This is a genomic window from Micromonospora sp. NPDC049679, assembly GCF_040659735.1.
In the GTDB taxonomy this organism is placed as follows: Bacteria; Actinomycetota; Actinomycetes; order Mycobacteriales; family Micromonosporaceae; genus Micromonospora_I.
On record NZ_JBFANZ010000036.1, the window covers coordinates 20,622 to 47,142 of the forward strand.

Sequence of the window (26,521 nt, forward strand, 5' to 3'; positions counted from 1 at the left end):
GAAACGGGAGGGAGACCCGATGGTGAGGAGCTTGACATGGTGGCGGTGGGATACACGCTGATGACCGAGCAGACCGGCCCCAAGGAGCTGGTCGACTACGCGGTGCGGGCCGAGAACGCCGGTTTCGATCTCGCGGTCATCTCCGACCACTACTACCCGTGGCTCGACTCCCAGGGGCACTCGCCGTACGCCTGGTCGGTGCTGGGCGCGGTCGCGCACGCCACCTCCCGCCTGGAGCTGATGTCCTTTGTGACCTGTCCGATCCGCCGCTATCACCCCGCGGTGGTGGCGCAGAAGGCGGCGACCGTCGGTCTCCTCGCCGACGGCCGGTTCACCCTGGGGCTCGGCGCGGGGGAAAACCTCAACGAGCACGTGGTGGGCGAATGGCCGCACGTGCAGCAGCGACACGACATGTTCGAAGAGGCGCTGCAGATCATCCGCCCGCTGCTCGACGGGGAGACGCTGACCTATTCGGGCAACCACTTCGAGGTGCCGGAGGCCTACCTGTGGGACCGGCCGGAGCAGGGGGTGCCGATCGCGATCGCGGTCTCCGGGCCGTCCTCCTGCGACCTCGCCGGCGAGTACGCCGACGGGGTCGTCGCGGTGGAGCCGAAGCCGGAGCTGCTGCAGCTCTTCGACGCGGCGGGCGGGACCGGGAAACCCCGCTACGGGCAGTTCGCCATCTGCTACGGACCGGACGAGGCCGAATGCCGCCGGATCGCGCACGACCAGTTTCGCTGGACGGGCCTGGGCTGGAAGGTCAACGCCGAACTGCCCGGGCCGGACTCGTTCGCCAGCGCGACGCAGTTCGTGCGCGAGGAGGACGTGGCGCAGACCGTGCCGTGCGGGCCGGACGTCGAGCGCCACGTCGCGGCGTTCAAGAAGTACGTCGACGCGGGCTTCACCCACGTCGCCGTCGTGCAGGTCGGCGGCGAGAGCCAGCCGATGTTCCTGGACTGGGCCCGCGAGCAGCTGCTTCCCCGGCTACGCGAGTTGTAGCCGTCGCACCGTGGCATGCGGGGGCATGGCGAGCGAGGCGATCGGGTACGTCGACGGCATGCGAATCGGCAATGTAGACGTGCGCCCGGCCGGTGGTGGCCTCGGCTGCCTGTTGATGATCCTGTTCTCGGTGGTCGGCTCGATCGTGTTGACCGTCCTGGTCAACCTCGCGCTCCGGTAGAAGGGCGCGGGTCACCGACGCTCCCGGATCACCGCCACGCCGGACTCTCCCGGCGCCTCCACCGGGCGCACGAAGCGCTCGACCTCGACGAAGCCGGCCTTCGTGGCGACGGACGCCGAGGTGGCGTTGGCCCCGTCGTGCCGGATGGCGACCCGATCGATGCCGGGCATGGTCAGCGCGAGGCTGGCCAGCGAGCGCGCGGCCGCGGTCGCGTAGCCGCGCCCGGTGTGCGCGCTGTGGATCCAGTACCCGATCTCGAGCACGTCCGGACCCATCCGGGTCATCATGCTCGCGGCGCCGACGAGTTCGCCGACCGCGGTGAAGATCGCGTAGTTGAACGCGACGCCACTCTCCCAGTCGTCCACGGTCAGCTTCAGGAAACCGCGCGCGTCCTCGACGTCGTAGCCCTCGTGTGCCCACGGCATGAAGCGCGTGAGCTCGGGGAGGGACGCGCGAACGGTCAGCGCGAGTTCGTCGGCCCAGGCCGGCTCCCAGCGCTTCAGCACCACGCCACCGGCATTGATCATCTCTGGCGGTTCCATCGCCCGATCTTCTCGCCCCGGTGCGTCTCGGGACAAATCCATTACCCGCCGTCGCCCAGCCAGCCCTCGATCAGAAAGCTCTCGATCGAGTCGCCGCGCAACGGCCAGCGCGCGAGCATCGTCCGGAGCTCGGGACGGGTGAACCACCGCGCCTCGATCAGCTCGTCCCGGTCGACGTCGATGGCGTCGGTGAGCGCGCGGGCCCGGAATCCGATCATGAGACCGGCCGGGAACGGCCACGCCTGTGATGCCTGATAGCTCACCGGACCCACCCGCACGCCGGCCTCCTCGGCAATCTCCCGGCGGACCGCGTCCTCCAGGCTCTCACCGATCTCGACGAACCCCGCGAGCGTGCCGTAGGAGCCCTCCGGCGCGCCCCTGTGCCGCCCGAGCAGGCAGCGGGACGGCTCGCCGTCGCTCTCGACGAGCACGATCACGGCGGGTTCGATGCGCGGGAAGAGCAGGTGGTCGCAGCCGCCGCAGGCGCGCACGCTGCCGCCCTGCCGACTCGTGGTCGGCCCCCCGCACGCACCGCAGAAGCGCTGGTTGCGGTGCCAGTGCAGGATCCCGCGGGCGTAGCCGAACGTCGCCGCCTGCGGCGGGGTGAGGGTGGCGACGAGCGCGCGGACGTCCCGTACCCCGGACGCGCCGGCCAGCGCGACGGCCGGCTCCTCGTCGAGGGCGGAGAGATCGGCGGCGAAGACCGGGGCGCCGCCGTCGAAGCCGAGGAAGACCGGCTCGTCGGCGGCGGCGAGTAGCCGCGACGCCTCGGCGGCGGACAGGACCACCGGCCGGTCGCCGGCGACGAGACAGCTGTCGCGCCAGAGCGGGACGATCTGCGCGTCGCCGCCCGCCAGCGCCGCCGCCACCCAGGCCGGATCGGCCCGGCGCCCGGCCGCGCGGTCGAGCCAACCCCCGAGTACGTCAGCACGTCATCGTCGCCTCATGTGTCTCCCGTGATCGCCGGATATGACGCGCGGTGAAGGGCGACAGCGATCATCGACGCGAGGCTAACATCCGGCGTCGGCGCGCGGGCCGCGCTCACCGGGGTTCGGTCCGTCAGGTTGCCAACGACAGGTCGAGGTCGGCGACGACCGGGTGGTGGTCCGAGGCCCACTCCGCCGCCCCGCCGTCGACCACCCGGCAACCGCGCGCCAACGCGGCGACGCGCGCGGTGGCCATGATGTAGTCGAGCCGCATGCCGGAGAACTCACGCCCCCCGCCCTGTTCGGTCGGGGCCGTATAGTCCTTCGATCCGGACGGCGCCTGCCGGAACAGGTCGACCAGGCCGGCCGCTTCGAGGGTCGCGACGGCCCGGGTGTCCACTGTGGCCGACGAGCCGGCCATCAGATGCCGGGACCGGTGCCGGGCGGCGAGGCGCTCGATCCGTTCGTCGTGCTCGCTCCACGGGTCCAACGAGTTGAGGTCCCCCATGAGCAGCGCCATCGGGTCGTGCCGCAGTCGAGCCGCGAGCCACCGTGCCTCCCGCAGCCGGCGCCGACCGGAGAACGGGTCCAGATGGGTGCCGACCACCGCGAGCGGCCCGCGATCGGTGTCGACGACCACCCGAGCCGCCGCGTGGTGGAACGGACGCCGGATCGGCGCCGCCGAGACCCGGCGTCCGGGCCGACGGATCAGGACGGCGACCGGTTGACCGATCAACGAGCCGGCGAGGAACGCGGTCATCCCGAGCGCCATCGCGCACCGGTCGACCAACCGGTCCCGGCGGAACCCGGGAAACCCGCCGAACCCCCGCAGTTCCTGCAGGGCCAGCACGTCCGGCCGCTGCTCGTCGATCACCGCGAGGACCTGGTCCAGCCGCCGTCGGTCGCCGCGGTCCTGGCCACCGGTCTTGATGTTGTACGTCATCACCCTCACCGGCGCGCCCCCGTCCCGCTGCCGCGGGTCGACCCGATCAGCGTGACCGCCCCGCTTCCACCGTCGCACGGTCAGCCGGGACGGCCTGCGCGGAGACCGCAGGGCCGGGCTCGGCGGGAGCGGTGCGCGCCGGTTGCGGTGCGTCGGGCGGGGGCAGCTCATCGGGGGCGCGGTCGGCGTTGGGCCGGACCACCCACCAGAGCAAACTGATCAACATCAGAGTGAGCAGGGCTGCGCCCGCCACGTCGCTCGGGTGGTGCATGCCCCGGTACATCCGGGAGAGCGCGACGCCGAGCGGCATGACGATCGCGGCCGCCACGGTCACCCAGCGCCACCACCGGTTGGTGCGCGGGAAGACGAGCACGGCGATCGCCACGTAGAGACACATGGTCGCCGCGATGTGGCCGGAGGGGAACGCGGCGGTCGGCAGCTTCCCGTCGAGGTGCTCGACCGGCGGGCGCGGACGGTCCACCGCGCGGGCGGTGGCCAGGAAGAGGCTCAGCTCCCCGAACATGGTCAGGACCAGGAACAGCACCGGCCGCCACCGCCGCCACATCGCCAGCATCAACGGACAGGCGATCAGCGCGACGAAGAGGATCGCGTGGGTGTCCCCCGCCTTGCTCCAGTACCAGCTCAGCTCGTTGAGGGCGGGCGTGCGGTGCCGGGCCATCCACTCCGGCACGGTGTCCAGCGTCGCCACGAAGGTGCCCTTGAGGTGGTAGCTCACCAGCATGCCGAAGCCGACGAGAGCGCCGAAGATCAGCGCCCAGCCGGTGAGCAGTTCCGCGGCGGCGACCCACGGATGCGGCAGAACGTGGTGCTCGTCGGGCGCCGGAACGACCTCCCGGCCCGCCTCCGGCTCCAGCCCTTCGGTGATCGGCGGCAACGGTCGGCCCGCCTCGCGCCGCCACAACCGGAAGGCGTACGCGGTCACGCCCAGCCACGCCACCCCCACCAGCCAACCGCCGAGCACGTCGGAGACGAAGTGCACGCCCAGGGCGATCCGGGTGAAGCCGACGGCGACGACCACCGTGGCGACGAGGGCCGCGGCGAAGCCGCGCGACCGGCGTCCCAGCGCCGGCAGGAAGACCAGTAACAGGGCGCCGTAGACCACCATCGAACCGAGCGCGTGTCCGCTCGGGAAGCTGTTGCCCGGCGCGTGCAGCACCGGCACCTCCACGATCGGCCGCAACCGCCCGACGAGGAGCTTCAGCGAGGGATCGAGGAGAAGCGCGCCGATGCCGGTGACGATCAGGTAGATCGCCAGCCGGGGCTGGCGACGGATGAAGAGCCCGACCACCGCCGCGCCGACCAGCCAGATCATGATCGGACGGCCACCGAGGCTGCTCACCGCCTGCAGCACGGTGACCAGCGGGTGATGCGGCGCGATCTGCTCGTTGAGCCACTCCGCGACACCCTGGTCGAAGGTGTACAGCGGAGTGAAGTGAAACCGGACGAGCATCAGCAGGACGCCGAAGCCGACCCCCGCCGCGCCCACCGCCGCCAGGCCGGCAAGGGTACGGCCGGTGAAGCTCTTCACCCGTTGAGGCGAAACCCCGCTGTCCGCACTGACCACGTCGCACCTCCGGTATCGGGCCTGGCGTGGCCGATACCCGGTGCGGCGGTCGCTTACACGTGACTCAGCCGGCCGGCAGCCGCACGTCCCCGCGCGCGTCGGTGTCCGCCGGCTCCCAGCGGTCCGGCTCGGCCGGCTCGGGGACGCCCACCCGCAACGCCTCCAGCTGAGCGGCGAAGGCCAGGCCGAAAAAGAGCGCCATCCCGGTGAGGTTGGCCCAGAGCAGCAGCGCCATGATCCCGGCCAGTGCGCCGTACGTCTGCCCGAACGCGTCGCTGAACCGCACGTACCCGGCGAGCGCCAGGGTGGCCAGCCACCAGAGCGCCATCGCGATGCCGGCCCCCAACAGCAGCCACGACAGCCCCGGCTGGCGGCGTCGGGGCGAGTGCCGGAACAGCACCGCGACGGCGAGCACGGTCAGGCTGAGGCTCAACGGCCAGCGCAGCACGTCCCAGACCAGGCCGGCGGCGGAGCCCCACGCGTAGTGCCGCTGCACCGAGTCGCCCAGCGGGTTTCCGGCGACCAGCACGAGGAATCCGGTCAGCGCCGGGACCCCGGCGCAGAGCGCGAGGATCGACGCGCGGATGTACTTCCACACGGCCGGGCGGTCGCGCTCCACGCCGTAGATGCGGTTGGCGCCGCGCTCGATCTGGGCCATCGCCGTGGTCAGCGCGACCAGCCCGGTGATCAGACCGAGCACGAGCGCCAGCTCACCGGCGCGCTCCGTGTGCTCGGTGTCGGTCAGCAGCTCGCGGACCATCTCGGCGCTGGCGCCGGGGGTGATGGCCAGGACGGTGTCGGCGACCACCCTGCCGCCCTCGTCGGCGCCGAGCTCGCTGATCAGGCCGGTCAGCGCGATCAGGAACGGCACCACGGCGAGGCAGAGCTGCAGCGCCAGCGCCCGCGAGTGGCTGAAGCCGTCGCCGTAGCGGAACCGGATGAAGGCGTCCCGCAGCAGGTGCCAGCCGCCGTGCCGGCGCAGGGTGTGCCACGCGTCGTCGGCCGCCAACTCCTGATCGGCCATCAACCGCGTCTCGGGGACGATCCGGGTGCTGCTCACGGCCGCTCCTCCACCCCGTCGATCAACTCCCGCCCGCGCTCCGCGGCCGCCCCGGCGTCCACGGCAAGGTCGGGCGCCCCGGCGGGCTGCGGGACGCAGAGCCAGAGTGCCCGCGGCCGGATGTCGACGCGCAGCGTCCGGCCGGGGTCGATGAGATCGCCGTCGAGCTCGCGGGGCTGCGGCCGGTTGCTGGTGATCTCCACCCGTCGTCCGCGGAACACCTCCAAGCGGGGCACGCGGCGACGCCGACGCAGCACGGCCCAGCCGAGCGACGCCCAGTGCCCGAGCGTCCGCGGCGTCAGCACGGCGACGTCGAGCCAGCCGTCGTCCGGCTCCGCGTCGGGGAGCAGCCGCACCCCGCCCTGCAGACGGCCCACGTTGGCGACCAGGACGGTACGCGCGCGGCGGTGCACCGGCGCCGCGTCGTCCACCCGGATGGAGACCCGCATCGGCCGGTCCCGCAGGTGACGCAGGGCGCCCATGACGTACGCCGGCCACCCGATCCGCGCCTTGGTCGTCTCGGAGGTGGCGGCGAGCATCTCCGCGTCGAAGCCCATCCCGGCCATCACGACGAAGTAGCGGCCGTCCACCACGCCGACGTCGAGCTGCCGATGACCGCGCTCGATCGCCACCTGGATGCCGGCGGCGAGGTCGTTGGAGAGTCCGAGGTTGGCGGCGAGGAGGTTGCCGGTGCCCTGCGGGAGAACCGCCATCGCGACGTCGGTGCCGACGAGTTCGCTCACGCACGACATGACCGTGCCGTCGCCGCCGCAGACGAAGACCACCTCGGCGCCCGCCTCGATGGCGCGCCGCGTCTGGCCGCCGCCCGGATCCGCCACCGTGGTCTCGAACCACATCGGCGCCGGCCACCCCGCCGCCGACAGCGCCTTTTCCACCGTGCGCCGCAGGCGGCCGATATCAGCGACCTTCGCCGGGTTTACCACGACCGCGGAGCGGGCCGGCCGCTCTACGTCGGAACTGGAGGGGCTGTTCACGGCGGAAAGTCTGCACCACACCGAGCGCGGCGGCGAGCCCAGCCACCCCGATGTGACGCTACGCGCGAAGACGTTTGTGCGGCGAACCGTCCGGCGAGCGGCGGCTGACTCTCCCGAATGCAGTCCGATGGCAGCTTCCCCGATCCGACGCGGAGCCCTGGCGGACAGTCCCCGTCCCGGCCGTGCACCCTTCGGTGAAAGGCACGGCCGGCACGGGGAGCGCCGGACCGTCAGAGCCCGATCACGGCCATTCGCCTCGCTCCACGCCGACACGCAGTAGCCGCCGCGACGAAGGCCGCATGGGCAGGTTCATCCAGCTGAACGTCGCTGATGTCGTAGCCACTTCCCATTGCCAGTGCTCAATCCCATACCGCTGTGAAGTCGGAGCCGCACGAGACGACCACCGAGCCGCAGGACATGCTCCTACTCGCCATTCCGCGACCGGGCACAGCCGGCACATGGCCAGTCACCGGCTCTTCAGCACGGCGAACGTGCCGTTCACAGACGCCCCTGAAGAGTTATCTCATTGGCTGACCCGTGCGCTTTTGATACTCAGTTCGAGCGAGATAAAGCAGCGCCTCAGCCGATTGGAGCCTGGGGGCCACAAAGTCACTGAAGCGCTCCGATTCCTCAAGCACCGCCCGAACTTCCTTCCGCCCAGCAAGCAAGCACGCGCACCGAGCGTAAAGGAAGTGATCGGCAGTTTGCTCCAGAACCAAACCTTCCGCTAATTCAACTTGGATGGACGCTAGAGAACTCAAGTCCAGCGCATCCAGATTCTGATCAAGCTGACCTTGAAAGCTAACCAGGTCCGGCAGGTCCAGCGCACGCAGTCGCCGCTCAACTTGCTCAACCGCCGCTTCGACGTCCGCCCGACTCGTAACAGCATTCGAACCGATCACTGACCAGAAATCAGCGACCATCATTGACCCCACTCCTCGGCGCCGGGAAGCATCGGCTGGTTACGCCTGTCAAGGATCGCCTTTCCGGGGGAATTAATATCATTCGACAGGGGGACGCCCTGTTTGCGCAACTGTTGAATCCTTAGGTGTTCAGCCACAAATACGTCGTCTTCACATCCGCACACATGCGTGATCTTGACGTCATCCATGCTCGCCAACCGACCACTACGGAGGTGATCCCCCAGACGATTCGTCAAGTTTATCGACTTGCCGACATAGGTCTTGCCAGGGTTGTGCATGTCCGGGAACTCATAGATTCCTTGGTCTTTCCCGCAGTTGTGTACGAGGACCGGTGTGGTGCCGGCCGCCACATAGTACGTGTGGGTGTCGTTGACGGAGAGGTTGTGGACGGTCGCCTGGCGGGTGTATCGCCCGATGGCCGTGACAGTGACCGGCCCGCCATCGCTGTCGCGGAGCTGGTCGCCGACCTCGAGCTGCGTGGCGGGGACCCAGCCACGCTCGGGTGAGTAGAACTTGTGGCCGTCGGTGGCGGTGACCTTCGCCGGTGGCCCGCCGCCTCCGGCACCGGCTCCCACCAGGGTCAGGTCCACCAGGTTCTTCTCCCCGGAGCCCTCGACGGTCGCGGTGACCTGCTCGGGCTCGGTGGCCCCCGTGTCCGGGTTGGTCGCCAGGACGCTGTCGCCGGCCTGTACCTGCTCGATGGGCTTGGCGCTGCCGTCGCCCATCCGGACCTCGGTGCCGGGCAGGAACGAGTTGGTCAGCTCCCGGCCCTTCGCGATCCGGCAGCTCTCGCCGCCCTCGTCGGCCTGCTTCTTCCGCTGTTGCTTCGCCCCCTCGGTGGCCTTCTTGGTGGTCTGTTTCGCCTCCGCGCCGGTCTTCTTCGCCCCGCCGGCCGAGGCCTCGACCGCCTTCGTGTACTTGGCGCTGTCCTCGGCCTCCTGCGCGGTCTTGCCGGCCTTCTTGACCCACCGCGGGATGTTGCTCAAGGCGCTCCGGGCAGACTTCAGCTTGCCGTACGCCTCGACCAGCCGACGGCCCACGCCGATGGCCTTGATCATGACCTTGGCGGCCTTGAAGAGCTTGCCCCACGGCACGGCCTGCAACGCCGTGGAGATGCACGCGACGATGTCGCCCTCGGTGACGCACTTCTTGGCATCGTTGAACCCGACAAGGTCGAGAATCAGGTTGACGATCTCGTCCGCGATCTGCTTGATGAACCCCTCAGCCTCGTCGACGAGCTTCTTCGCGCCGTCGTACTCGGGGTTCGACTCGCAGTCCAGCTGGCCGTCGGCGATGCACTGCTCGCCGCCGCCCGGGCCGGTCGTCGTGGTCGGGTCGGCCGGCGTCGAGTTCGGGATGGAGCTGCCGCCGTAGTCGTCCGGGATCGGGCGCATCCCGGTCGGGTCGGTCAGCACGCCGGGCCGGTTGTTGGCGTACGCGTACGACGAGATCGCCGGTTGGGTCGCCGGTTGGGCGGCCGGGTCCTGGGCGTCGAAGCGTCCGGTGCCGGGGTCGTAGTTGCGGGCCCGCAGCTGATAGCGGTCACCCTGGCTGGTGTCGTGGTAGCCGCCGGCGAACTGCATCGGGTTGGCCGGCGCGTCGTCGGTCAGCTTCTTTCCGCCGTCGGTCAGGCCTTCTCCGCGCGCCACCCCGAACGGGTCGTAGTCGTACGCCCACTCCTGGGTGCCGTTGGGCGCCACCACCGCGGCGACCCCGCCGAGCCAGTCGTGGGTGTACGAGTGCGCGGTCTGGCCGTCGCCGCTGGGGGTGAGCAGCGCCAGCGGGGTGCCCGCCGGGTCGTACAGGAAGGAGCGCCGCGCGGTCCCCGCCGAGCTGGTCTGCGAGTCGACCGCCAGCATCGGCATCCCGGCGTTGACGTCCCAGCTCCAGGTCTGGCGGACCTCGTCGGCCCCGGTGCCGGACACGCCGGCGATGCGGTTACCGATCGCGTCGTAGGTGTACTTCGTCGTGCGGCCGTCGACGGTGGCCGATGTCATCGTGTGGTCGAGGGCGTAGGTGTACCGGTCGGAGCCGGCGCGGGTCTGGTTGCCCTCGAGGTCGTAGTCGAACGTGCGCAGCGTCGAGCGGGAGCCGACCGTCAGTTCGGCGGTGAGCTGGTCCGCGCCGTCATACGTGTACGTGGTGAGGGTCTTCTCCCCCGGTGCCGTTTTGCGCTGCGTCCTCCGGTTGCCGACCGGGTCGTACGTGTAGTCGATCCGCTCGGCTGCGGCGCCATCGCAGGTCTGCGCGCCGAAGCACGCCGAGGTGAGCCGATTCGCCGCGTCGTAGCCGTAGGCGGTCGTCTCGGTGATGGTCGGCTGGCCGGCCTGGCCCCGCCGGGAGGTGACCTTCGTGGGGTTGCCGACCGGGTCGAGGGTCAGGTCGAACGCGGACACGACCTGTTCGCCCTGGGTGGAGGCGACGCTGGTGAGCCGCCCGGCCCGGTCGTAGTCGCGGTTCTGCACCAGTCCGGTGGACTGCGGGTAGGTGATCTTCTTGAGGTTGTCCGCGATGTCGTACTCGAAGCCGTACCGCGCGGAACTGCCACCCTTGCTCGCGGTCAGCGCCGTGACGCGGTCGCCGTCGTCGTAGTCGGCGTTGATCCGGGTGCCGTCCGGGTAGGTCCGGGCGGTGACCCGGTCGAGCGCGTCGTAGGTGTAGCCGAACTTCTCGTCGCCCCGTTTGACCTCCACCAGCCGGCCGGTCGCGTCATAGCCGCGTTCCTGCAGTCCGGACGGGTCGGCGGCGGAGACCAGCCGGTTCTTGGCGTCGTAGCCGTAGGTGTAGGTGGCGCCGCCCTGGCCGAGCTGCTTGCTGGTCAGTCGGCCGAGGTTGTCGTACCCGAAGAAGATCGTGCGCTTCGCACGGTTCGGGTCGGGCCACTCGGGACCGATCCGCGCGGTGACCTGCTCGACGAGGTTGGAGTCGGCATCGTAGACGAGCTCCCGCCGCCGGCCGATCGGATCTGTGGAGACGACCAGGCGGCCCGCCCTGTCGTACTCCATGCTCGTGGTGTGATTCAGCGGGTCGGTGACCTTGATGGGCTGCCCGTTGGCGTTGTAGTCGTACCGGGTCGCCTGCGAGGAATGGGTCGCGTCCGGACCGAGCACCGACTGGAGCCGGTCGGCCGCGTCGTAGCCGTACCGGGTCGTCTTGTTGTTCGCGTCGGACTGCGAGACCACCCGGTTGATCGCGTCATAGCTGGTCCTGGTGACGTTGCCGAGCGGATCGGTGACCGACTCCATGTTGCCGGCCGGGTCGTACGCGTAGCGGGTGGTGTAGTCGTCCGGGTTCCCGCCGGCGACGTTGCCGCGCGGCTCGGTGATGGCGACCGGGCGGCCGTCGTCGTCGTACTGCCAGGTGATCACGCCGCCGGTCGGGGTGGTCTGCTTGGTGGGGTTGCCGGCGTCGTCGTACTCGATCTTCGCCGGCACCCCCGCGCCACCGGAACCGGTGCGCCGGTTGGCCTCGTCGAACGAGTGGGTGAGCTTCTCCCCGTTCTCGTTGGTCATCTCGACGACGTTGCCGTTGTTGTCGTACCCCACCTTGGTCGCGACGTTGAACTGGTCACGCTGCTCGGTCGGCCGGTCGAGCGCGTCGAAGCCGGTGTCGACCTGCACCCGCTGCCCCTGTGTGCCGTACGGGCGGTCGGCCCGGATCATGTTGCCGTTGTGGTCGTAGTAGAAGATCGTCGTGTACCTGTCCCGGTTCGCCGGATCGGCGTTGCCGCGCGGCGACGTCTCGGTCTTCGACCGGCCCTGCTCGTCGTAGGTCCAGCTGATGGTGTTGCGCGCGCCGTCGGTGACCGACGCGTTGCGGCCGCCCGGGGTGTAGGTCTGCTTCGAGACGTTGCCGACCGGGTCCTTGACCTCGATGACCCGGCTGTTCTTGTCGTACGTGACCCGCGACGAGTTGGCCAGCGGGTCGGTGATCACCACCGGGTTACCGAGCTCGTCGTAGTGGGTGCGGCTCGGGGCGAACTTGCCCGGCTGCCACACCTGGACGATTCGGCTCTGCTCGTCGTAGACGAAGCGGGTGCGGTAGGCGTCCCTGTGCCCACCCGCGATGGTGCCGCGGGGGTCCACCACCGAGGTCATCCGGCCCGTGACGTCGTACGTCATCTCGGTACGCCGCCCGGTCGGCGAGATCTCCGCCGTACGGTCGCCGTGCTGGTCGTACTCGTAGCGCGTGACCTTGTCCCGGGGGTCGGTGCGGGTGACGACCTGACCCTTGTCGTCGTAGGTGTAGCGGTAACCCTTGCCCTTCGGCTGCTTCGGATTCCGCTGCGCGATCATCTCGTTGTACTCGTTGAACTCGTACACCCAGGCGTTGCCGCGCCCGTCCTTGTACGCCGTGAGGTTGTTGCGCTCGTCGAAGCTGCTCGCCGTGGTGAACGCGAACGGATCGGGGGCCTGCCGCTCGACCGGGTTACCGGCGTCGTCGTACTTGACCTCCTCCTGGTTGCCCTTCGGATCGACCACCAGATTGCGGCGCAAGCCCTTGTCGTACCGGTGGTTGACGACGTCCTGGTTCGCGTTGCGCGAGTACAGCAGCACGTTGTCGCGGTAGCCGTCGATGACCGTCACGTTGTCCGGATCGGTGGTGGTCGCCACCTGCTCGCCGGCGTCCCACCTGAACTTCGTGACCGCGCCCTCGGGGTCGGTCTGCTCGATCACCCGGCCGTCCGGGCCGTAGGCGTTACGGATCCCGAAGTTGCCGCGCGCGTCGACGATCTTCACCAACCGACCGGACGCGTCGTATGTGTAGCGGGTGGTGAAGCCACGCGGATCCTGCGTCTTCGCCAGGCGGCCGCCCGAGTAGTCGAACTGCACCGACCGGTGGTCCGGCAGCGTGATCTTGTAAATCAGCCGGAGGTCGGACCGCCACTCGACCTTGGCCACGCGCCCCGAGGCGTCCGTGACCGTGGACAGCAGGCCGCTGGTCCCGTACGCCAGCGCCACACCGTGTCCGCGGGCGTTCCTGATGCTCGACAGCCGGCCCTGGCCGTCGAAGCGCAGCGTCCGCTGATCCGGCGTCACCAACTGCCAGCCGCCGTCCACGGCGGACAGCTTCGACCGGATGCCGGCGGGCGCCCGGTACGAACCGTCCCCGTTACGGCTGAACACCGCTTCGGAGGCGTCCTCGGCGCGCACCCGCACCGCGCCGTCGTCGCCGGCCACCACCCGCGCGTCATAGGTCCAGGTCCAGCCCGGCCCGAACATCCCCGCCGTCGGGTTCCCGGACGAGTAGTAGCGCGAGGCGTTGAACGGGATGCCGTACGAGGCCATCACGAAATCGCGCTCCGTGCGGGAGTACGTCCCGGTGGCGGTGTTGACGCCCGCGCCCCGCATCGCCTGCCCGGACAGCGTCTGGCCCAGCACCGTGGCGCAGCCGCAGCCGATCGCCTGGCCGGCCGGCACCGACGGCGGCACCTCCGTGACCCGCGGCTTCGCCGGGTTCGACGGCGTCGAGACCACCTCCGCGCCGTCGGGCTGCACCACGGTCACCGTCACCGTGTACTGACGGGCCGGGTCCAGCACCCAGCCCTCGGCGGCGCCGAAGCTGCGGCACAACCGCCGGTCCTGCTGGAAACACTCAGCGACATCCCCATGGCCGAGGTCGACCGACCGCTGCTCCGTGCGCGCCTCCACGTCGGTGACCGTGGCGTACCAGCGCGCCCACGACTGCGGGTCGTCGCGCTCGAAGTCCCCGTCGAAGTAGGCGACCAGCGACGTGTCGCCCAGCATGAATCCGGACCGCAGCACCGGGTCCGACGCGGCGTTCGGGGTGTCCCCGCTGCTCACCGTCGTCCGCGCGGAGCGTTTCGCGGCGGCCTGCGGCTTGCCCCCCGCCTTCACCGACGGCGGCACCGCCGGGGCCGTCACCCCCGGCGGCAGACCGTGGCGGGGTTTCGCCGAATCCGGCAATGGCCGCTGCACCGGGCCCCGGCCCGGCGTGGCCACCGGCGGCGCCGCGTGCGCCGCGGTGCGCGGCAGCACCACCAGCACCATCGAGACGGTCATGAACAGCGCCAACGCATGGCACCACAGCCTGAAGCCCGGTAAGGCACGCACGATGTTCCCCCGTGTACGTGAGGTGACTTACGGTCCTGGCCACCATGTACGTATCGACGGTCGTCACGCAACGGGGAATCGATGAGCAATGATGCGGCAGGCGCTCCGATCATGTGTGACCAGCACGCAACCCACCGAACGGACAAAGAAAGAGGAACTTACAGCCGTCGATGTAACGGGGATTCCGTGCCCGCGGCTCGCTTGATGCCGAGGTCGGGCTTCCGGGGTGTCACCGCAGTGGTAGAGGCAACGTCAACAGATGCATCGCCGGCCCCCATGGCAGTACGGACCGCCCGCACTGCTGCCAGCCGGCCCGCTCGTACATCCCGCGTGCGTCGGACCGTGGATCTGAGGCCAGGACCGCCCACGGCTCGGTGCGGTCGGCAAGAAGCAGGCGGATCAGGCCTCGGCCGATCCCCTGCCCGCGGTATGCCGGATGCACGATCCATTCCATGACGGCCAGCTTCGCCGCCTCCTTGATCTCGGGTGGAGGATCGTGTTCGGCGCGGGAAAACCAGCGTCCAGCCGGCATCGTCCATCCATACGCGGCACCGACCAGCCGGTCAGCCTCGAGCGCACGGGTCAGCGTGAAGCCCGGGTTGTCCAGTTCCGCCGGCAGCTTGTCGGCAAAGCGCCGAACCTGCTCGGGGCCTTCCTGGTACGGCGGTTCGGCGTACACGTTGGCGTAGAGGTCGACCAGATCCGGGATCACGTCGCCGGCTTGCGGGCCGGACAGCTTCTCGTACCGCACATCGGCCATTCGTATGACTGCCTACACCGCCGGGCCATCGGCGAGGCGGGCGCTCATGTCGCGTACCTCGGGGCGCCGTTGCTCCGCAGCGGGGACGGCGGCGATGAGCTGCGTCGCCACCCGGCGCAGGTTGGTCGTGTGGTGCTCGCCGGGCAACTCGTCGAGCAGCTGCGCCGCTCGCCGCACTCCGTCACCGATCTCCCCGCGTTTGACGAGGCACGTCGCGTGATGCAACTGCACCTGGGTCCGCAGCCGCACCTGACAAGCGGGGTACAGCGCCAGCGCACGGTCCTGCGCGGCCATCGCCGCCTCCGTGTTGCCAGTGTGGGTATGGACGAAACTCTCCGTGTGCCGTAGGCGATGCTCCGGCCACCCGAACACCGATTCCTCATCGGCGACGACCCCGTTCGGCATCGCGTCGGTCACCCGCGCCACCTGCTGCACCGCCGTCTCGGCGTCGCCCGATCGCCCGACGAGAGCCAGCGCCTGGGCGCGGCCCGCGAGTACGCCGGCAACTGCCGCGTTGACCCGCGTGCCGGCCAGCGCAATCGTCTCGTCGGCGCGCACGATGACCCGGCTGAGTGGACGGCCAGCATAGATGGCGTTGACCATCTCCCAGGCACCGACAAGCACCTCGGTGTCTATGTCATGGGACTGGCGCGCGGCCAGTCGTGCGGACGCCCACCATCGCGCCGCCAGATGCGTGTCACCTGTCGCCGAGAGCGCCATCGCCAGCAGTACCGAGAGTTGACTTGACGCCCGGATCAGTCCTTCGCGACGGACACCCGACTCGACGGAGATCATCTGCTGCAGCACCGTGAGATCAGCGGTGATTTGCTCGGCCAACGTCGTTGGCGGGGTGGTGTAGTAGGCGCGTCCGTACTCGGCGACCACCGCCCGCCAACTGTCGTGATCCGCATCCAACGCCTGCCCGAGCCCTTGCCGCAACGCCTCCAGGGACACGAGCGGCGAGGTGCCAGCAGCGGCCATCCCTGCAAGAACCTGCAGGACAGTTCGCCGCCGCATGTCCCCCTCCCCTGCTGCTTGCTCGTGATAGGCGCCCACCAGTGCACCATCGGCGTCCAGCGCACGATCGCAGGCGGCGGCGACGGCCGCTGTGGGCGGCCTGTCGCCCCGCTCGATCTGCCCGAGATAGCCGTAGTCGTAGGCAACCTGCGCGGACAGAGCACGTAGAGACAGCCCGCGGCTCCGCCGGAGCTGGCGGAGAGCAGGTCCGAACGAATCCATCGCGGTCTCCCGGCCGTGTGGGCAGAAGCGTGGGCCCTGCGCTCACCACTATCGATCGCACTGCGTATGCAAGACGCTACCGCCATGGCCGTAACGGCGGTGACCCACGAAGCGGCAGACGTCCCTCTGATGTCATCCCGCGATCAGCGCTGGGAGGTGGCGCAGTGGCGTACGTAGCGCCCGTGATCGCGTTCGTGATCGGGTTCTTGGCCGGTCTGCTCGTGTTCAAGCGGTCCAACCGATGGTGCCCCGAGTGCGGGCACACGCTGTCCTGCGCCACCTGTTCGTACCGCTCCGGGGAACAGCCCAGTTGCACCGACGGTCGTAGATGACCGTGTGCACGGAGTACCGCGCCGCGCCGGGGACTGCATCTCACCTCGAAATGCGTACGGCCGCTAGTCGAAGGGTCCCCCTGCTCTCGACCGCAAACGCTGCCCGCGCTCACGGCTCAGTGAAGGGAGTATGAGGTGCACCGGCTAACAGCGTCGGCCCAGCGTCATCGCCGCGACTGGCGTCGGCTGTGGCGATACTGCACCTGCGGTGTCCGCTGGCCTTGTCTCGACAGCGGCAGCCAACCCCCGATCCGCCGGCTGCGCTTCCCGACAGACGACGACCTCGCCGATCGCGTAAGGCAGGCGCCCGCATGGAACGCCGCCACCGTCGCCACCCCTCGCCCCGGCGACCCCGGCAGACTCACGCCCGCCCAGCAGTTCCGCGCCAACGCTGGACGCCACTGGTGTTGACCTCCAGCGCCCGCGCACACCTCCCGCAACGCCCCTTATGGCTGTGCCGCACGTGCGCGCACCCATGGCCGTGCGGCCGTGCGAAACTCGCCCTGACCCGGTCGTACGCCCGCAACCCCGTCGGCCTCGCGGTATACCTGTGCGCACAGTTGCACGAGGCCGTGGCGGACCTGTACGCGATCAGCCCCCTCGAAACACCGGACTCGGGCACGCTCTTCACCCGATTCATCGGCTGGACCCGTCCCGGATCGAGGCGAATGCCGTAGGCCCGACGGTCACCGCGAAGACGCCCGCCGAAGTGGCCTGTTCCATGTCAAGGCGGGTATAGGACCCGTTCCGCGCCCGCCCGATGTCCATCGCTCCGTCTGGTGCAACTCACGAGACATCCGGGTAACACGGCTGGCGTTGCCTTCGCAGACTTCTCGCTGACACCGACGTAGCAATGGCCGTCGAAGACCCTGGGACCGGTGCCCGCTACGCCTGCTGCATGGTGCGGCGGCCTGTCACCAGCATCAGGATCGTCGTTACCGAGCCCGCCAGGCCGGCCAGCGTGATCAGCCATAGCCCAAATCCGACCTTCATCTGGACGGCCTTACTCATCGACTCACCGATGCCGAAGACGTCGTCTTTCGAGGCCCTGGCCATTTCTTCCCGCACGTTTTCCTCAGCCGATGACAGGTCAGCAACCGTCCATACGCCGAGACCAAGCAGGGCAACAGAAGCAAGGACAGCGAGGATCGGCACGGCGCTTGGTACGCGCTGCCCGCGCAGGATCATGGTGCTGTACCCGGTCAGGATCAGTCCGAGTGCTGCCGTGATTCAGCCATCGGAGCCGTCCACACCCGATTTGCTGATCGTGCCCACGAACGGGGCGGTGACGCTGGCCCAGGGCAGAAACGAGCCGACCATGGCAGCCGCGCCGGCACCCAGAATGATCCATGGCTGAATCGGTCGCTGGGGTGCAACTCCCGGTGAGGCGGCGGCGCCCGGTGGCGGCTGCTCGTCGGCTGGCGGTCCGTCGTTCGCCGGCGGTACAGGCGGGATAGAAGGCTCCATTGTTTCCGTCTCTCTGGGTTGGGACGCCTTCACGCTCCGTTTGCTAAAGGCATCGCGGGCGACTGTAGAGCAACTCGAAGTACGGGACTAGCGGCCACACGGACGAGCGCAAATAGTCAGTACGCCGCCAAGAACCGCAGTGCCCCAGCCGCCGGGGCTCCCCTCGTCGCGCCTCATTGCTGTCACCGTGGCTGTCGACAACCCCTGCTCGATCTCGTCAGACCGGTTCACCAGCCCATCTCCCGGCTGGCATCTGCCTTCGCCACGTCGATCTCCTCCTGTGTCGCCTCCTCACTCACGTCGGTCTCCTCCAAACGTGTCAGGAGATCCATCGGCGCCTGCTTTTGAGCCTGATCGCTGATCGGCACCGCGTTCAGGTCGACTTCCTGAAAGTTCCGCAGCCCTGCCGGGCCGAGTCAGCGGCCGCCCGCGCGGAAGCTTGCCCTGCCAGAGCAGCGTCTCACTTACACCCGCCGATTTACGCGCCGCCCAACCCGTCGGAACGCCAACGCGCCCACCACGTCAGACCAGTTCGCATCAGCGCAGTGCAGCACGACAACGAGTAGGGACGACAGCACCAGTTGCGGTCGGCCGCCAGTGCCAACGGCTCGGCGACTTCCGACTGTCAGGGCAGTTTCATCGGTTTTGGTGACGCGAGGAAGGCTTAACGTGGCACAACGATCGTCGATTCACCCAGCGAGCGCTGGGACCTGCGCAGCGGTTTTCGGCCTGGGCGGCGGCCGTAATGACGTGGCCTCAGGGTAGAGCAATCGACGGAAGGCTCATGTCAGCAGCCCTTAGCTGCGGAAACTGCAGCACTGGAGGCCGCGCCGCCGCTGCACCGCTTTGACGACGGGTAACTGCTGTTGTCGGCCCGTGCACAGTGGTCGCAGCCTGACCTTTCCCCAAACCGCACCTTCGCCGCATCCTGCCTCGATGTCGGCCAGGCTCGCTGCCGGTGGCAAGCGATAACGTTGCCAACGTGATCGCTGAGCTCTACCCGCAGGCGTCGGCACACCTGGAGGCTGCGCGCCAGGCGAAGTCCGAACTGGCCTCCATTTGGCATGGCCTTCTTGATGCCGATCTCGCCGACGTCAGGGTGATCACCGACCCCAACGCCACGGGTCGCATCGTTGTCTACGCTGACTGGCCAGCGGGCGCTCGAGAGCAGCTCACCGCTGTATTCGCATCATGCGTGAAAGAGCTGTGGTCTTGCTTGGATTCCCTTGTAGTGGAGTCGGTGGAGATGTTCAGTATCCTCAGGCGACCACGAAATGCTGATCTACCTCGCTTTTTCCCGATGGCGGACTCCCTGGAGAACTTCCATGGCCTGTTGGCAGAGTCTTGCATTGACGGGATACTGCAGCTCCAGTATGAGATGATTCGGGATTGTCAGCCCTTTCAACGCGTGCCAGTGGATGAACGTATCGAACGATTTCGGTCTGGACTGAGTCAGCTCCTCGACTGGACAAACCGACTCGAGGAAGGATCGAGAGTAGGTGCGTGGGTAACGCCGATCGAACCACGGCTCCACGTGGAAGAACCGACTCAAGTGGACTGCCTCGAGGCCCAGGAGCCCGGCGAGCTTGACGACGAACGAGTGGTGGCGCAATACAAGCTGACAGCCTATAGGCCGGGCCTATCAGTTGACGGCCATGCGGGAAGCTACGTAGATCTCGCATTCCCCGATGGATTCATTTCGCGCGAGGTGGGGGACACATTCGATGAACGCCTGAACTCGGTCATAGACATCGTTACACGATTTGCCGTCTCCTTTTGGTGGCTCGCCCACAAGGCCCCGGGGGCAAGACGGATCCCTGAGGCCGGTACCGACCCACGCGAGACATGGATCCAGGCAAGCCGGTCAGACCGGCGATGGACCGAGGAGGAACTGACCGGCCTTGCAGCGTCTGATCTCGGACTGGGCATTGTTGCAGGAGCTGACGATCTTACCCTGATCGTTGCCACCCCGGACGGCGTCTATGAACGTGTCATTCCTGACGCAACTCCTCTGCGACACCACATCAAGCGTGGCCCTGCGGCGGAACGGGCAACTCAAGAGGCTGCAGCAACCTGGGGCCTTCCCGACTTCGTCATGCGCCCACATGTCGAACGAAAGGGGTCCGGTGTCCGCGAAATCAGCGACGGACTCATCATCGTCGGTAACCTTGGAGCGATTATTCAGGTAAAAAGCCGTGACGCCGATCCGGATGACCCCTCCCAGGAAGCCCGATGGGTCAGTAAGCAAATCAAAAAGGCAACCGGACAAGTCAGCGGCACGGCTCGACGGCTATCGGCGAAGATGACCGAGATGGAGAACGGCCGAGGCCGCAATATCTCGATCAACGGAGGCGCTATCCGTTGGATTGGCGTAGTCATTATTGACCACCCTAGCCCACCGCATGACTATCGCATCCCGGACCTTGAGAGTCGCACACCGTCCGTAGTGTTGCTTCGTCGCGACTGGGAATTTCTCTTCAGCCAGCTTCGCTCTTCACACGCTGTGATCGACTACTTGCATAGGATCAAAACCTCCGCTGAGTTCCTCGGCGGCGAGCCGCAGCGATACTACGAGTTGGCCTCAGCCGATGCTGCAGCTCCGTCCAACGTTGATCCAGCCCTACGGGGACTAGGGGAGTTACATTCGGTGCCGTTCCTACCGAGTGCGCCAGCCGGAAGCGACGACGATGAAGCACACGGCATGGTCCGGATCATGTGTGAGGACATAGCGACCACGCGCCTCGACGAACGCTCCGAAGAGGACAGGCTCCGCGTTCTAGCGGCCATTGATGGATTGCCTGTTGGCTACCGGACGGAACTCGGGCGGTTGCTGCTCGACGGATTGAGTTCTGCTAGGCGGACTGAGCCAGGGAGCACATCATGGCGATTCAGAACCTTTCGGGCCAGCGGGAATGGAGCTCAACTGGGCTTTGGTGTTTGTTCCACCCTGTCGGACGTTACCCAGGCGGCTTTCAAATCGTGGCTGCTGCTTCGACACCACGAACGAGGCGATCTTGGGTCGGTGTCCGAAACAACATCGATTGGAGTCCTTCTGACTCCGCGCCACGATGGCTACCGGGAGTGGGACACAACGATGATCGCGGTGGAAGGCGACCTGAACCTGACCGAGGACGAACTGAACCAAAGCCGCGCCCTCTGGAACACGGAACGCTGACCGCCTACCGGAGAAACTGTGGACAACATCGCCGCCGGACACCGCCGGCAGCCGACCGGGTACGCCTTTCACCTGCGGTGAGACTGAAGATTCAAACCTCTACCTCCTGCGTACGACCGATGGGGCCGGCATGCGCCGGCCCCATCGGTGTTACGCGTGGATCAGGAGGTGGTGAGGCTCAGCCCGTACGCGCTGAGGATCTCGCCCACCGGCTGGAAGTAGGTGGTGCCGCCGGAGGAGCAGTTCCCCGAGCCGCCGGAGGTGACGCCCTGGGCCTGGTTGCCCGAGATCCACGAGCCGCCCGAGTCGCCCGGCTCGGCGCAGGCGTTGGTCCGGGTCATACCGCTGACGGTGCCCTCTGCGTACTGGATGGACTGGTTCTTTGACTGGATGGTGCCGCAGCGCCACCCGGTGGTGGAGCCGGAGCGGCAGACCGAGGCGCCGACCGCCGCCGCCGAGGAGCCCTTCACCGCGACCGCGTAGCCGTTGTACTGGTTGACCGAGCCCTTTCCGACCCAGCTGGAGTTGGTGCGCACCCAGGAGTAGTCGTTGCCGGGGAAGGACGAGCCGGCGAAGCTGCCCATGGCGACCTGGTTGCTGCCGCTGACGGCCTGGCCGGTCCTGCCGCAGTGGCCGGCGCTGACGAAGCCGCCGGAGACCGCGAAGCCGACGGAGCAGCGCCCGCCGCCGATGTAGTAGGCGTCGCCGCCGTAGAAGTTGTAGAGGGTCTTCGGGGCCTCGTTGACCACGGTGACCCGGACCGCGTCGCTGCTGCCCGCGAACGCCTTGGCCGCGGCCTCGCCGCCCTTGACGGTCTCGACGACCACGGTGTTGCTGGCGACGTCGACGTACCAGCCGGTCACCGACTTCGGCGCCGTGCGGGCGTCCAGGGTGTCCTTGAGGGCGTTGAGGCTGGCCTCGCTGCGGCTCACCACCGTCGGGGTCGCGCCGGCGGCACGGACCTTGGCGGCCTGCGACGCGTCGGTGATCGCGACGGCGAGCGCGCCGTCGGGGCGCACCCAGGCGCCGCCGAAGCGGTTGCCGAGGCTGCCGCGCATCGTCTGCTCGGTGCGGGCGGCCTTGGCGTCGCTGCGCAGCCGGGCCTTGGCCTGGTCGACGTTGAGGCCCAGGTCGCGCTGCATGGCGGTGAAGACCTCGGCCGAGACGCCGGCGGCCGGGTCCTCGGTCGGGGCGGCGGCGGTGGCCGGCTGGTGGAACGCGGCGACGATGCCTGCTGCGAACAGCGTGGCTGCCGCGGCGGACGCGAGTCTGCGCATTGACGGTCCCTTCATAGGGGGGTAAGGAACGGTGCGCGCGCATTAACCCCGGTTAACCGGCTAATGTGGCAACGCCGTCAGGTTCGTAACGCTAATCCGCATGTATGCATGGCAGTACATCACTTTCATGTCATATCAAGACGTGCACCATCTGCATTAACCAGCGGATCGGACATCACCCGGCCCCGCGTTCCCCTCCCGCCGGGCACCCGTTCGGGTGAGGACAGCGCCGGCATCCCGGGATGGAATGCCGGCGCTGGAAAGTCATGCTGCGGGCGGTGCGGAACCAGCGGGACGGTCTCGGGCCCACCGGACCCCGGGGTTCAGGCGCCCGGAGGATCAGGCCGCCGCGCGGAGGGCGTCGAGAACGCGGCGACGAAGGTCGGCCAGGTCGACACCGGCCTCGGTGAGAACGAGCGCCGCGAGCCCCTCGCCCTCGCGCACCAGCCCGAGCAGGATGTGCTCGGTACCGATGTAGTTGTGCTTGAGGTGCAGCGCCTCACGCAACGACAACTCCAGCACCTTCTTCGCGCGGGGCGAGAAGCGACCACCGCGGCGCCAGCGCCGCAACCCCCACCGCGGAGGGTCGGCCGGCGGCCGGAGGGCCCCGGCGCCGAAGGTCGCCTCGATCTTCGCCCGTACCGCGTCGAGATCGATACCGATCTCGCGTAGCGCGGCGGCGTCGGCGTCGCCGAGCACGCGCGGCCCCCGCCCGACATGTCGCTCGATCCGCGCGCGCAGGTCATCGGCGTCGACCCCGGCATCTCGCAGGACCGTCACGCCGAGACCGGCGTCGTCGCCGAGCAGGGCGAGCAGAAGGTGCTCGGTGCCGACCAGGTCGTGTTCGAGGCGTTCGGCCTCGGTGACCGCGCGCGTGACGACCTCGCGGGCACGATTGGTGAACCGTTCGAACATCATGCCTCCCGAGAGGTGCGCGCCGGCGCGCGGCCGGCGTGCTTCTTATGGACTCCCTGCCTGCTGACCTCGAGCGCGTCGGCGATCTCCTGCCAGGACCACCCCTGGCGCCGGGCGTTGTCGACCTGCACGATCTCCAGGCTCTCCAACAGACGGCGCAGGGCGAGCACGGCACGCAGCCCGATCCGGGGATCGGTGCTCGCGGCCGCCGCGGCCAGTTCCGTTGCGTGACTCATAGTGTCAACCTAGGTTGACAGGCGAACTTTGTCAACCCTGGTTGACAATAGAAGGCAGCGCCGGCGGCCTACGTCAGCGCGCGGTCCGGTCGGAAGCGAGGCCGGCGACGGCCTCGGGCGTCAGCTCGTCCAGCGTCGTGATGACCAGGTCCGCCGAGGCGAGCGCGTCGGGCGCCGGCGGGTACGTGGGATGGGGCAACGCGATCACCGCCAACCCGGCCGCCGCCGCGGAGCGAAGCCCGTTGCTCGAATCCTCCACCGCGGCGCACCGCTCCGGGGCGATCCCGAGACCCGCCGCCGCCGCGAGATAGACGTCCGGCGACGGCTTCCCCGCCGCCACCTCCTCGGTCGAGACCGTCACGGCGAAGTCGTCGGTGAGCCCGGCCGCCTGCAGCACCCGATCGATCAGAAGCCGCGGCGACGAGCTGGCCAGCGCGAGCGGATAACGGGCGGCGAGCCGCCGGACCGCCCCGGCGGCACCCGGCACCAACGGCAGACGCTCCTGGTAGCGCTCCGCCATCCGCCCGATCACCTCGACCGCGACGCGCTCCGGATCGCGGCCGACGCCGAGATCGCCGCTCAGGTAACAGGACCACTCACCCGTGCTCATCCCCATCAACCGTCGCTGCGTCTCCGCTAACCACGATCCGCCCGTCTCGGCGACGTACGCCCGCCGCACCTCTTCCCACACCGGCTCGGAATCGACGAGCACACCGTCGAGGTCGAAGACAACCGCAGCGATCATGGCTCCATCCTGCCCTGGCTCACCGTTTCGCGGCGCCGTACCTCCCCCGGCCGATACCCTCGGCCTGGCGGTACGGGCACCACGGCGGCAGGGCCGGCAGCGCCGGAGTGGAAGGCGCGCCCAAGCTAGGGGGCATGATGCCAACTCAGCATCCACAGCGAGCGGAAAGCCGGATCGCGGTCGGCGTGGACGATTCGGCATCCAGTCTCAGCGCGGTCCGACTGGCCGCGCGTGAGGCGGCCCTGCAGCGCCGTCCGCTCCGACTGGTGCACGCGCTCAACTGGATCCCCGACGGGTCGGCGCCGCCGGACGGCGAGCTGCGGCCGGCGGCGGAGGCGCTGGTCGGCCGCGCGACCGCGGTCGCCGCCGAGGTCGCTCCCCGGATCGACACCTCGGTCGAGATCGGCGAGGGCACCCTGACCGCCACGCTGCTGCGCGAGTCGCACCTCGCCGGGCTCATCGTGATGGGCGACGGGGACCTTTCGCACCACACCTGCCTGCCGATGGACGCCCCGGCGGTACAGCTCGCGGCGCGGGCCAACTGCACCGTGATGCTCGCGCGCGGGGAGCAGCGCTGCGGTCTCGGGCCGGTCGTGGTGGGCGTGGACCGCTCGGCCGGAGGCGAGCGCGCGCTCGAATTCGCGTTCGAGGCCGCCTCGCACCGCCATGCCGAACTCGTGGTCGTCCGGGTCACCGACGGCGACTCACCCGACGCGGATGACGTCACCGCGGCGCAGCTCGCCGAGGCGGTGGGACCGTGGCAGGAGAAGCACCCGGGCGTCTCCACCCGCCGGCAGGTCCTGCCCGGCGAACCCGCCGCCGTCATGGTCGCGCAGTCGCAGTCCGCGGGACTGCTGGTGGTCGGCGCGCGGGGCGAGCACCCCCTGCGCGGACCGCTCGGGCCGGTCGCCCAGGCCGTGCTGCACCACTCCCCCTGCCCGGTGGTGATCGTGCGGGACATCCCCGCCATCGTCTAGCGCGGTTCACCAGCTGAGGCTGATGTCCATCGTGGAACGCGTCCGCCCTCCGTCGCGACCGCGCCGACGCCGCGCAGGTCGACATCCGCTCTGGTCATCCACTGTGGAAGCGCTTCGACCGCACCGATCGCCGATCTCCGGCGTTTGACCCGAGATCTGGCCCCCCGCAACGGTGGTCCACACCATCGAGTGCCAGCGATGATTGGGGAGGCCGGTGGATCCGGTGCTCAAGCGCACCCGGAGGTGATCGTGGTGGACAGCGGAGAGAGACTCCCCGTCGTGGTCGGGGTCAAAGCGACGAAAGCCCAATTTCCCGCCGTACGGCTCGCGCGGAGGGAGGCCCTGTTGCGCAAGCGCCGGCTGCACGTCGTACACGCATTCGTCTGGCCACCGTTCGCACCACCCGACGCTCCCGGTGGCGACTACGGATCGCCACGTCAGGACGCCGAGCGGATCGTCGCGGACGCGGTCGCCGAGGCCCGCGCCGACCGACCCGCGCTGCCCGTGTCGGGCGAGGTCGTCGACGCCGCGCCGCTCCCCACGCTGCTGAATCTCTCCGCGCGGGCCGCGCTGCTGGTGCTCGGCAACGAGACCCTCCGGGCGTCCGTCAGCATGCCGGTCGACTCGGTGGCGGTGCAGGTCTCCGCCCGGGCCGGATGCCCCGTCATCGTCACCGACGGTTCGGAGCGGCCCCGTGCGCCCGTCGTCGTCGGGGTGGACGGCTCGCCCTGGATGGCGCCCACGCTCGACCTGGCCTTCGAGGAGGCGGCGCTGCGGCGCGCGCCGTTGATCGTGGTGCACGCCGGCGCGAGCGGAGCACCGACCGACGGCGACCCACTGCTCGACGGCGCGCTCGCGCCCTGGCTCACGCGCCACCCCGACGTGCCGGTCGAGCGACGCCCGGTCGCCGGCCGCGCGGACGTGGCCCTCGGCGAACTGTCCCGCGAGGCGCAACTGCTGGTCGTCGGGGCCCGCGGCTGGCAGGCGCGGCTGCTCGGCTCGGTGACCCAGGCCATGCTGCACCATGCAGCCTGCCCGGTGGCCGTCGCCCGCTGACCGCCGGTCACCCACCGTCCGCCCCCGCACCCGTCAAGCCCGCGAACTGGGCAAACCGCAGCTCGCTCACGGCTATGGTGAGACGGTGACCGACGGGGTCGCCGGCCTCAGCTC

At 69.1% G+C, this 26,521-nt stretch carries 20 protein-coding genes and 2 pseudogenes; 6 read left to right on the top strand and 16 right to left on the bottom strand.

The window, feature by feature from the left end; translation table 11 throughout:
* Positions 1-36 precede the first annotated feature (36 nt).
* Positions 37-999 (top strand): TIGR03557 family F420-dependent LLM class oxidoreductase, encoded by a 963-nt coding sequence (locus AB0J06_RS20935; RefSeq protein ID WP_357430620.1) that lies wholly within the window; start codon positions 37-39, stop codon positions 997-999.
* A 25-nt stretch (positions 1,000-1,024) separates the two neighbouring features.
* Positions 1,025-1,180, top strand: a complete 156-nt coding sequence (locus AB0J06_RS20940) for a hypothetical protein (RefSeq protein WP_357430621.1) — start codon at positions 1,025-1,027, stop codon at positions 1,178-1,180.
* Between the two features lie 11 nt (positions 1,181-1,191).
* Here AB0J06_RS20940 and AB0J06_RS20945 read toward each other — a convergent pair whose 3' ends face one another.
* From AB0J06_RS20945 to AB0J06_RS20990, 10 genes are all read right to left on the bottom strand, one after another.
* Positions 1,192-1,722, bottom strand: coding sequence for a GNAT family N-acetyltransferase (locus AB0J06_RS20945; RefSeq protein WP_357430622.1), 531 nt, complete (start codon positions 1,720-1,722; stop codon positions 1,192-1,194).
* Positions 1,723-1,763: 41 nt separating this feature from the next.
* Entirely contained in the window at positions 1,764-2,591 is an 828-nt protein-coding gene (nudC, locus tag AB0J06_RS20950; protein ID WP_357430623.1) for an NAD(+) diphosphatase, read from the bottom strand.
* A gap of 190 nt (positions 2,592-2,781) precedes the next feature.
* A complete protein-coding gene (locus AB0J06_RS20955; protein WP_357430624.1) occupies positions 2,782-3,591 on the bottom strand; it encodes an endonuclease/exonuclease/phosphatase family protein in 810 nt (269 codons plus the stop codon).
* 46 nt (positions 3,592-3,637) lie between these two features.
* A complete protein-coding gene (locus tag AB0J06_RS20960; protein WP_357430625.1) occupies positions 3,638-5,140 on the bottom strand; it encodes a phosphatase PAP2 family protein in 1,503 nt (500 codons plus the stop codon).
* Positions 5,141-5,240: 100 nt separating this feature from the next.
* Positions 5,241-6,236, bottom strand: a complete 996-nt coding sequence (locus tag AB0J06_RS20965; protein ID WP_357430626.1) for a YihY/virulence factor BrkB family protein — start codon at positions 6,234-6,236, stop codon at positions 5,241-5,243.
* Entirely contained in the window at positions 6,233-7,231 is a 999-nt protein-coding gene (locus tag AB0J06_RS20970) for a diacylglycerol kinase family protein (protein ID WP_357430627.1), read from the bottom strand. Before AB0J06_RS20970 ends, AB0J06_RS20965 begins: the two co-directional genes overlap by 4 nt.
* Before the next feature lie 518 nt (positions 7,232-7,749).
* Positions 7,750-8,157 (bottom strand): DUF4240 domain-containing protein, encoded by a 408-nt coding sequence (locus AB0J06_RS20975; RefSeq protein WP_357430628.1) that lies wholly within the window; start codon positions 8,155-8,157, stop codon positions 7,750-7,752.
* A complete protein-coding gene (locus AB0J06_RS20980) occupies positions 8,154-14,189 on the bottom strand; it encodes a polymorphic toxin-type HINT domain-containing protein (RefSeq protein WP_357430629.1) in 6,036 nt (2,011 codons plus the stop codon). The genes AB0J06_RS20975 and AB0J06_RS20980 overlap by 4 nt, the downstream gene beginning before the upstream one ends.
* Before the next feature lie 268 nt (positions 14,190-14,457).
* Entirely contained in the window at positions 14,458-14,988 is a 531-nt protein-coding gene (locus AB0J06_RS20985) for a GNAT family N-acetyltransferase (RefSeq protein WP_357430630.1), read from the bottom strand.
* Between the two features lie 12 nt (positions 14,989-15,000).
* Entirely contained in the window at positions 15,001-16,227 is a 1,227-nt protein-coding gene (locus AB0J06_RS20990) for a helix-turn-helix transcriptional regulator (protein ID WP_357430631.1), read from the bottom strand.
* A gap of 733 nt (positions 16,228-16,960) precedes the next feature.
* Here AB0J06_RS20990 and AB0J06_RS20995 point away from each other — a divergent pair.
* Positions 16,961-17,236, top strand: a complete 276-nt coding sequence (locus tag AB0J06_RS20995; RefSeq protein WP_357430646.1) for a hypothetical protein — start codon at positions 16,961-16,963, stop codon at positions 17,234-17,236.
* A gap of 208 nt (positions 17,237-17,444) precedes the next feature.
* On the opposite strand, the gene AB0J06_RS21000 is transcribed toward AB0J06_RS20995, so the two are convergent.
* Complete coding sequence (locus AB0J06_RS21000) at positions 17,445-17,747, bottom strand: hypothetical protein (protein WP_357430632.1); 303 nt, start codon at positions 17,745-17,747, stop codon at positions 17,445-17,447.
* A gap of 1,261 nt (positions 17,748-19,008) precedes the next feature.
* Between AB0J06_RS21000 and AB0J06_RS21005 the strand changes: the two genes are divergently transcribed.
* The gene (locus AB0J06_RS21005) at positions 19,009-21,201 is read left to right on the top strand and encodes a hypothetical protein (protein WP_357430633.1); all 2,193 of its coding nucleotides are present in this window, start codon (positions 19,009-19,011) and stop codon (positions 21,199-21,201) included.
* Positions 21,202-21,362: 161 nt separating this feature from the next.
* Here AB0J06_RS21005 and AB0J06_RS21010 read toward each other — a convergent pair whose 3' ends face one another.
* From AB0J06_RS21010 to AB0J06_RS21030, 5 genes and pseudogenes are all read right to left on the bottom strand, one after another.
* Positions 21,363-22,478, bottom strand: a complete 1,116-nt coding sequence (locus AB0J06_RS21010) for a S1 family peptidase (protein WP_357430634.1) — start codon at positions 22,476-22,478, stop codon at positions 21,363-21,365.
* A gap of 363 nt (positions 22,479-22,841) precedes the next feature.
* Positions 22,842-23,021: pseudogene (locus AB0J06_RS21015) on the bottom strand (Clp protease N-terminal domain-containing protein); the annotation flags it as partial.
* Positions 23,022-23,201: 180 nt separating this feature from the next.
* Positions 23,202-23,396, bottom strand: a pseudogene (locus AB0J06_RS21020) (Clp protease N-terminal domain-containing protein); the annotation flags it as partial.
* Positions 23,393-23,629, bottom strand: coding sequence for a helix-turn-helix domain-containing protein (locus AB0J06_RS21025; protein WP_357430635.1), 237 nt, complete (start codon positions 23,627-23,629; stop codon positions 23,393-23,395). The pseudogene AB0J06_RS21020 and the gene AB0J06_RS21025, both read right to left, overlap by 4 nt.
* Before the next feature lie 73 nt (positions 23,630-23,702).
* Positions 23,703-24,374, bottom strand: coding sequence for an HAD family phosphatase (locus AB0J06_RS21030; RefSeq protein ID WP_357430636.1), 672 nt, complete (start codon positions 24,372-24,374; stop codon positions 23,703-23,705).
* A gap of 137 nt (positions 24,375-24,511) precedes the next feature.
* Between AB0J06_RS21030 and AB0J06_RS21035 the strand changes: the two genes are divergently transcribed.
* Both AB0J06_RS21035 and AB0J06_RS21040 read left to right on the top strand, forming a co-directional pair.
* Entirely contained in the window at positions 24,512-25,351 is an 840-nt protein-coding gene (locus AB0J06_RS21035) for a universal stress protein (RefSeq protein WP_357430647.1), read from the top strand.
* 252 nt (positions 25,352-25,603) lie between these two features.
* The gene (locus tag AB0J06_RS21040) at positions 25,604-26,407 is read left to right on the top strand and encodes a universal stress protein (protein WP_357430637.1); all 804 of its coding nucleotides are present in this window, start codon (positions 25,604-25,606) and stop codon (positions 26,405-26,407) included.
* Positions 26,408-26,521 lie beyond the last annotated feature (114 nt).

Bases quoted from the DNA above. Each gene is read 5' to 3' on its own strand.
- AB0J06_RS20955 (WP_357430624.1), bottom strand. From the start codon at position 3,591: ATGACGTACAACATCAAGACCGGTGGCCAGGACCGCGGCGACCGACGG.
- AB0J06_RS21035 (WP_357430647.1), top strand. From the start codon at position 24,512: ATGCCAACTCAGCATCCACAGCGAGCGGAAAGCCGGATCGCGGTCGGC.
- AB0J06_RS20975 (WP_357430628.1), bottom strand. From the start codon at position 8,157: ATGATGGTCGCTGATTTCTGGTCAGTGATCGGTTCGAATGCTGTTACG.
- AB0J06_RS20940 (WP_357430621.1), top strand. From the start codon at position 1,025: ATGGCGAGCGAGGCGATCGGGTACGTCGACGGCATGCGAATCGGCAAT.
- AB0J06_RS21025 (WP_357430635.1), bottom strand. From the start codon at position 23,629: ATGAGTCACGCAACGGAACTGGCCGCGGCGGCCGCGAGCACCGATCCC.
- AB0J06_RS20935 (WP_357430620.1), top strand. From the start codon at position 37: ATGGTGGCGGTGGGATACACGCTGATGACCGAGCAGACCGGCCCCAAG.
- AB0J06_RS20985 (WP_357430630.1), bottom strand. From the start codon at position 14,988: ATGGCCGATGTGCGGTACGAGAAGCTGTCCGGCCCGCAAGCCGGCGAC.
- AB0J06_RS21000 (WP_357430632.1), bottom strand. From the start codon at position 17,747: ATGATCCTGCGCGGGCAGCGCGTACCAAGCGCCGTGCCGATCCTCGCT.
- AB0J06_RS21030 (WP_357430636.1), bottom strand. From the start codon at position 24,374: ATGATCGCTGCGGTTGTCTTCGACCTCGACGGTGTGCTCGTCGATTCC.
- AB0J06_RS20945 (WP_357430622.1), bottom strand. From the start codon at position 1,722: ATGGAACCGCCAGAGATGATCAATGCCGGTGGCGTGGTGCTGAAGCGC.
- AB0J06_RS20990 (WP_357430631.1), bottom strand. From the start codon at position 16,227: ATGGATTCGTTCGGACCTGCTCTCCGCCAGCTCCGGCGGAGCCGCGGG.
- AB0J06_RS21010 (WP_357430634.1), bottom strand. From the start codon at position 22,478: ATGCGCAGACTCGCGTCCGCCGCGGCAGCCACGCTGTTCGCAGCAGGC.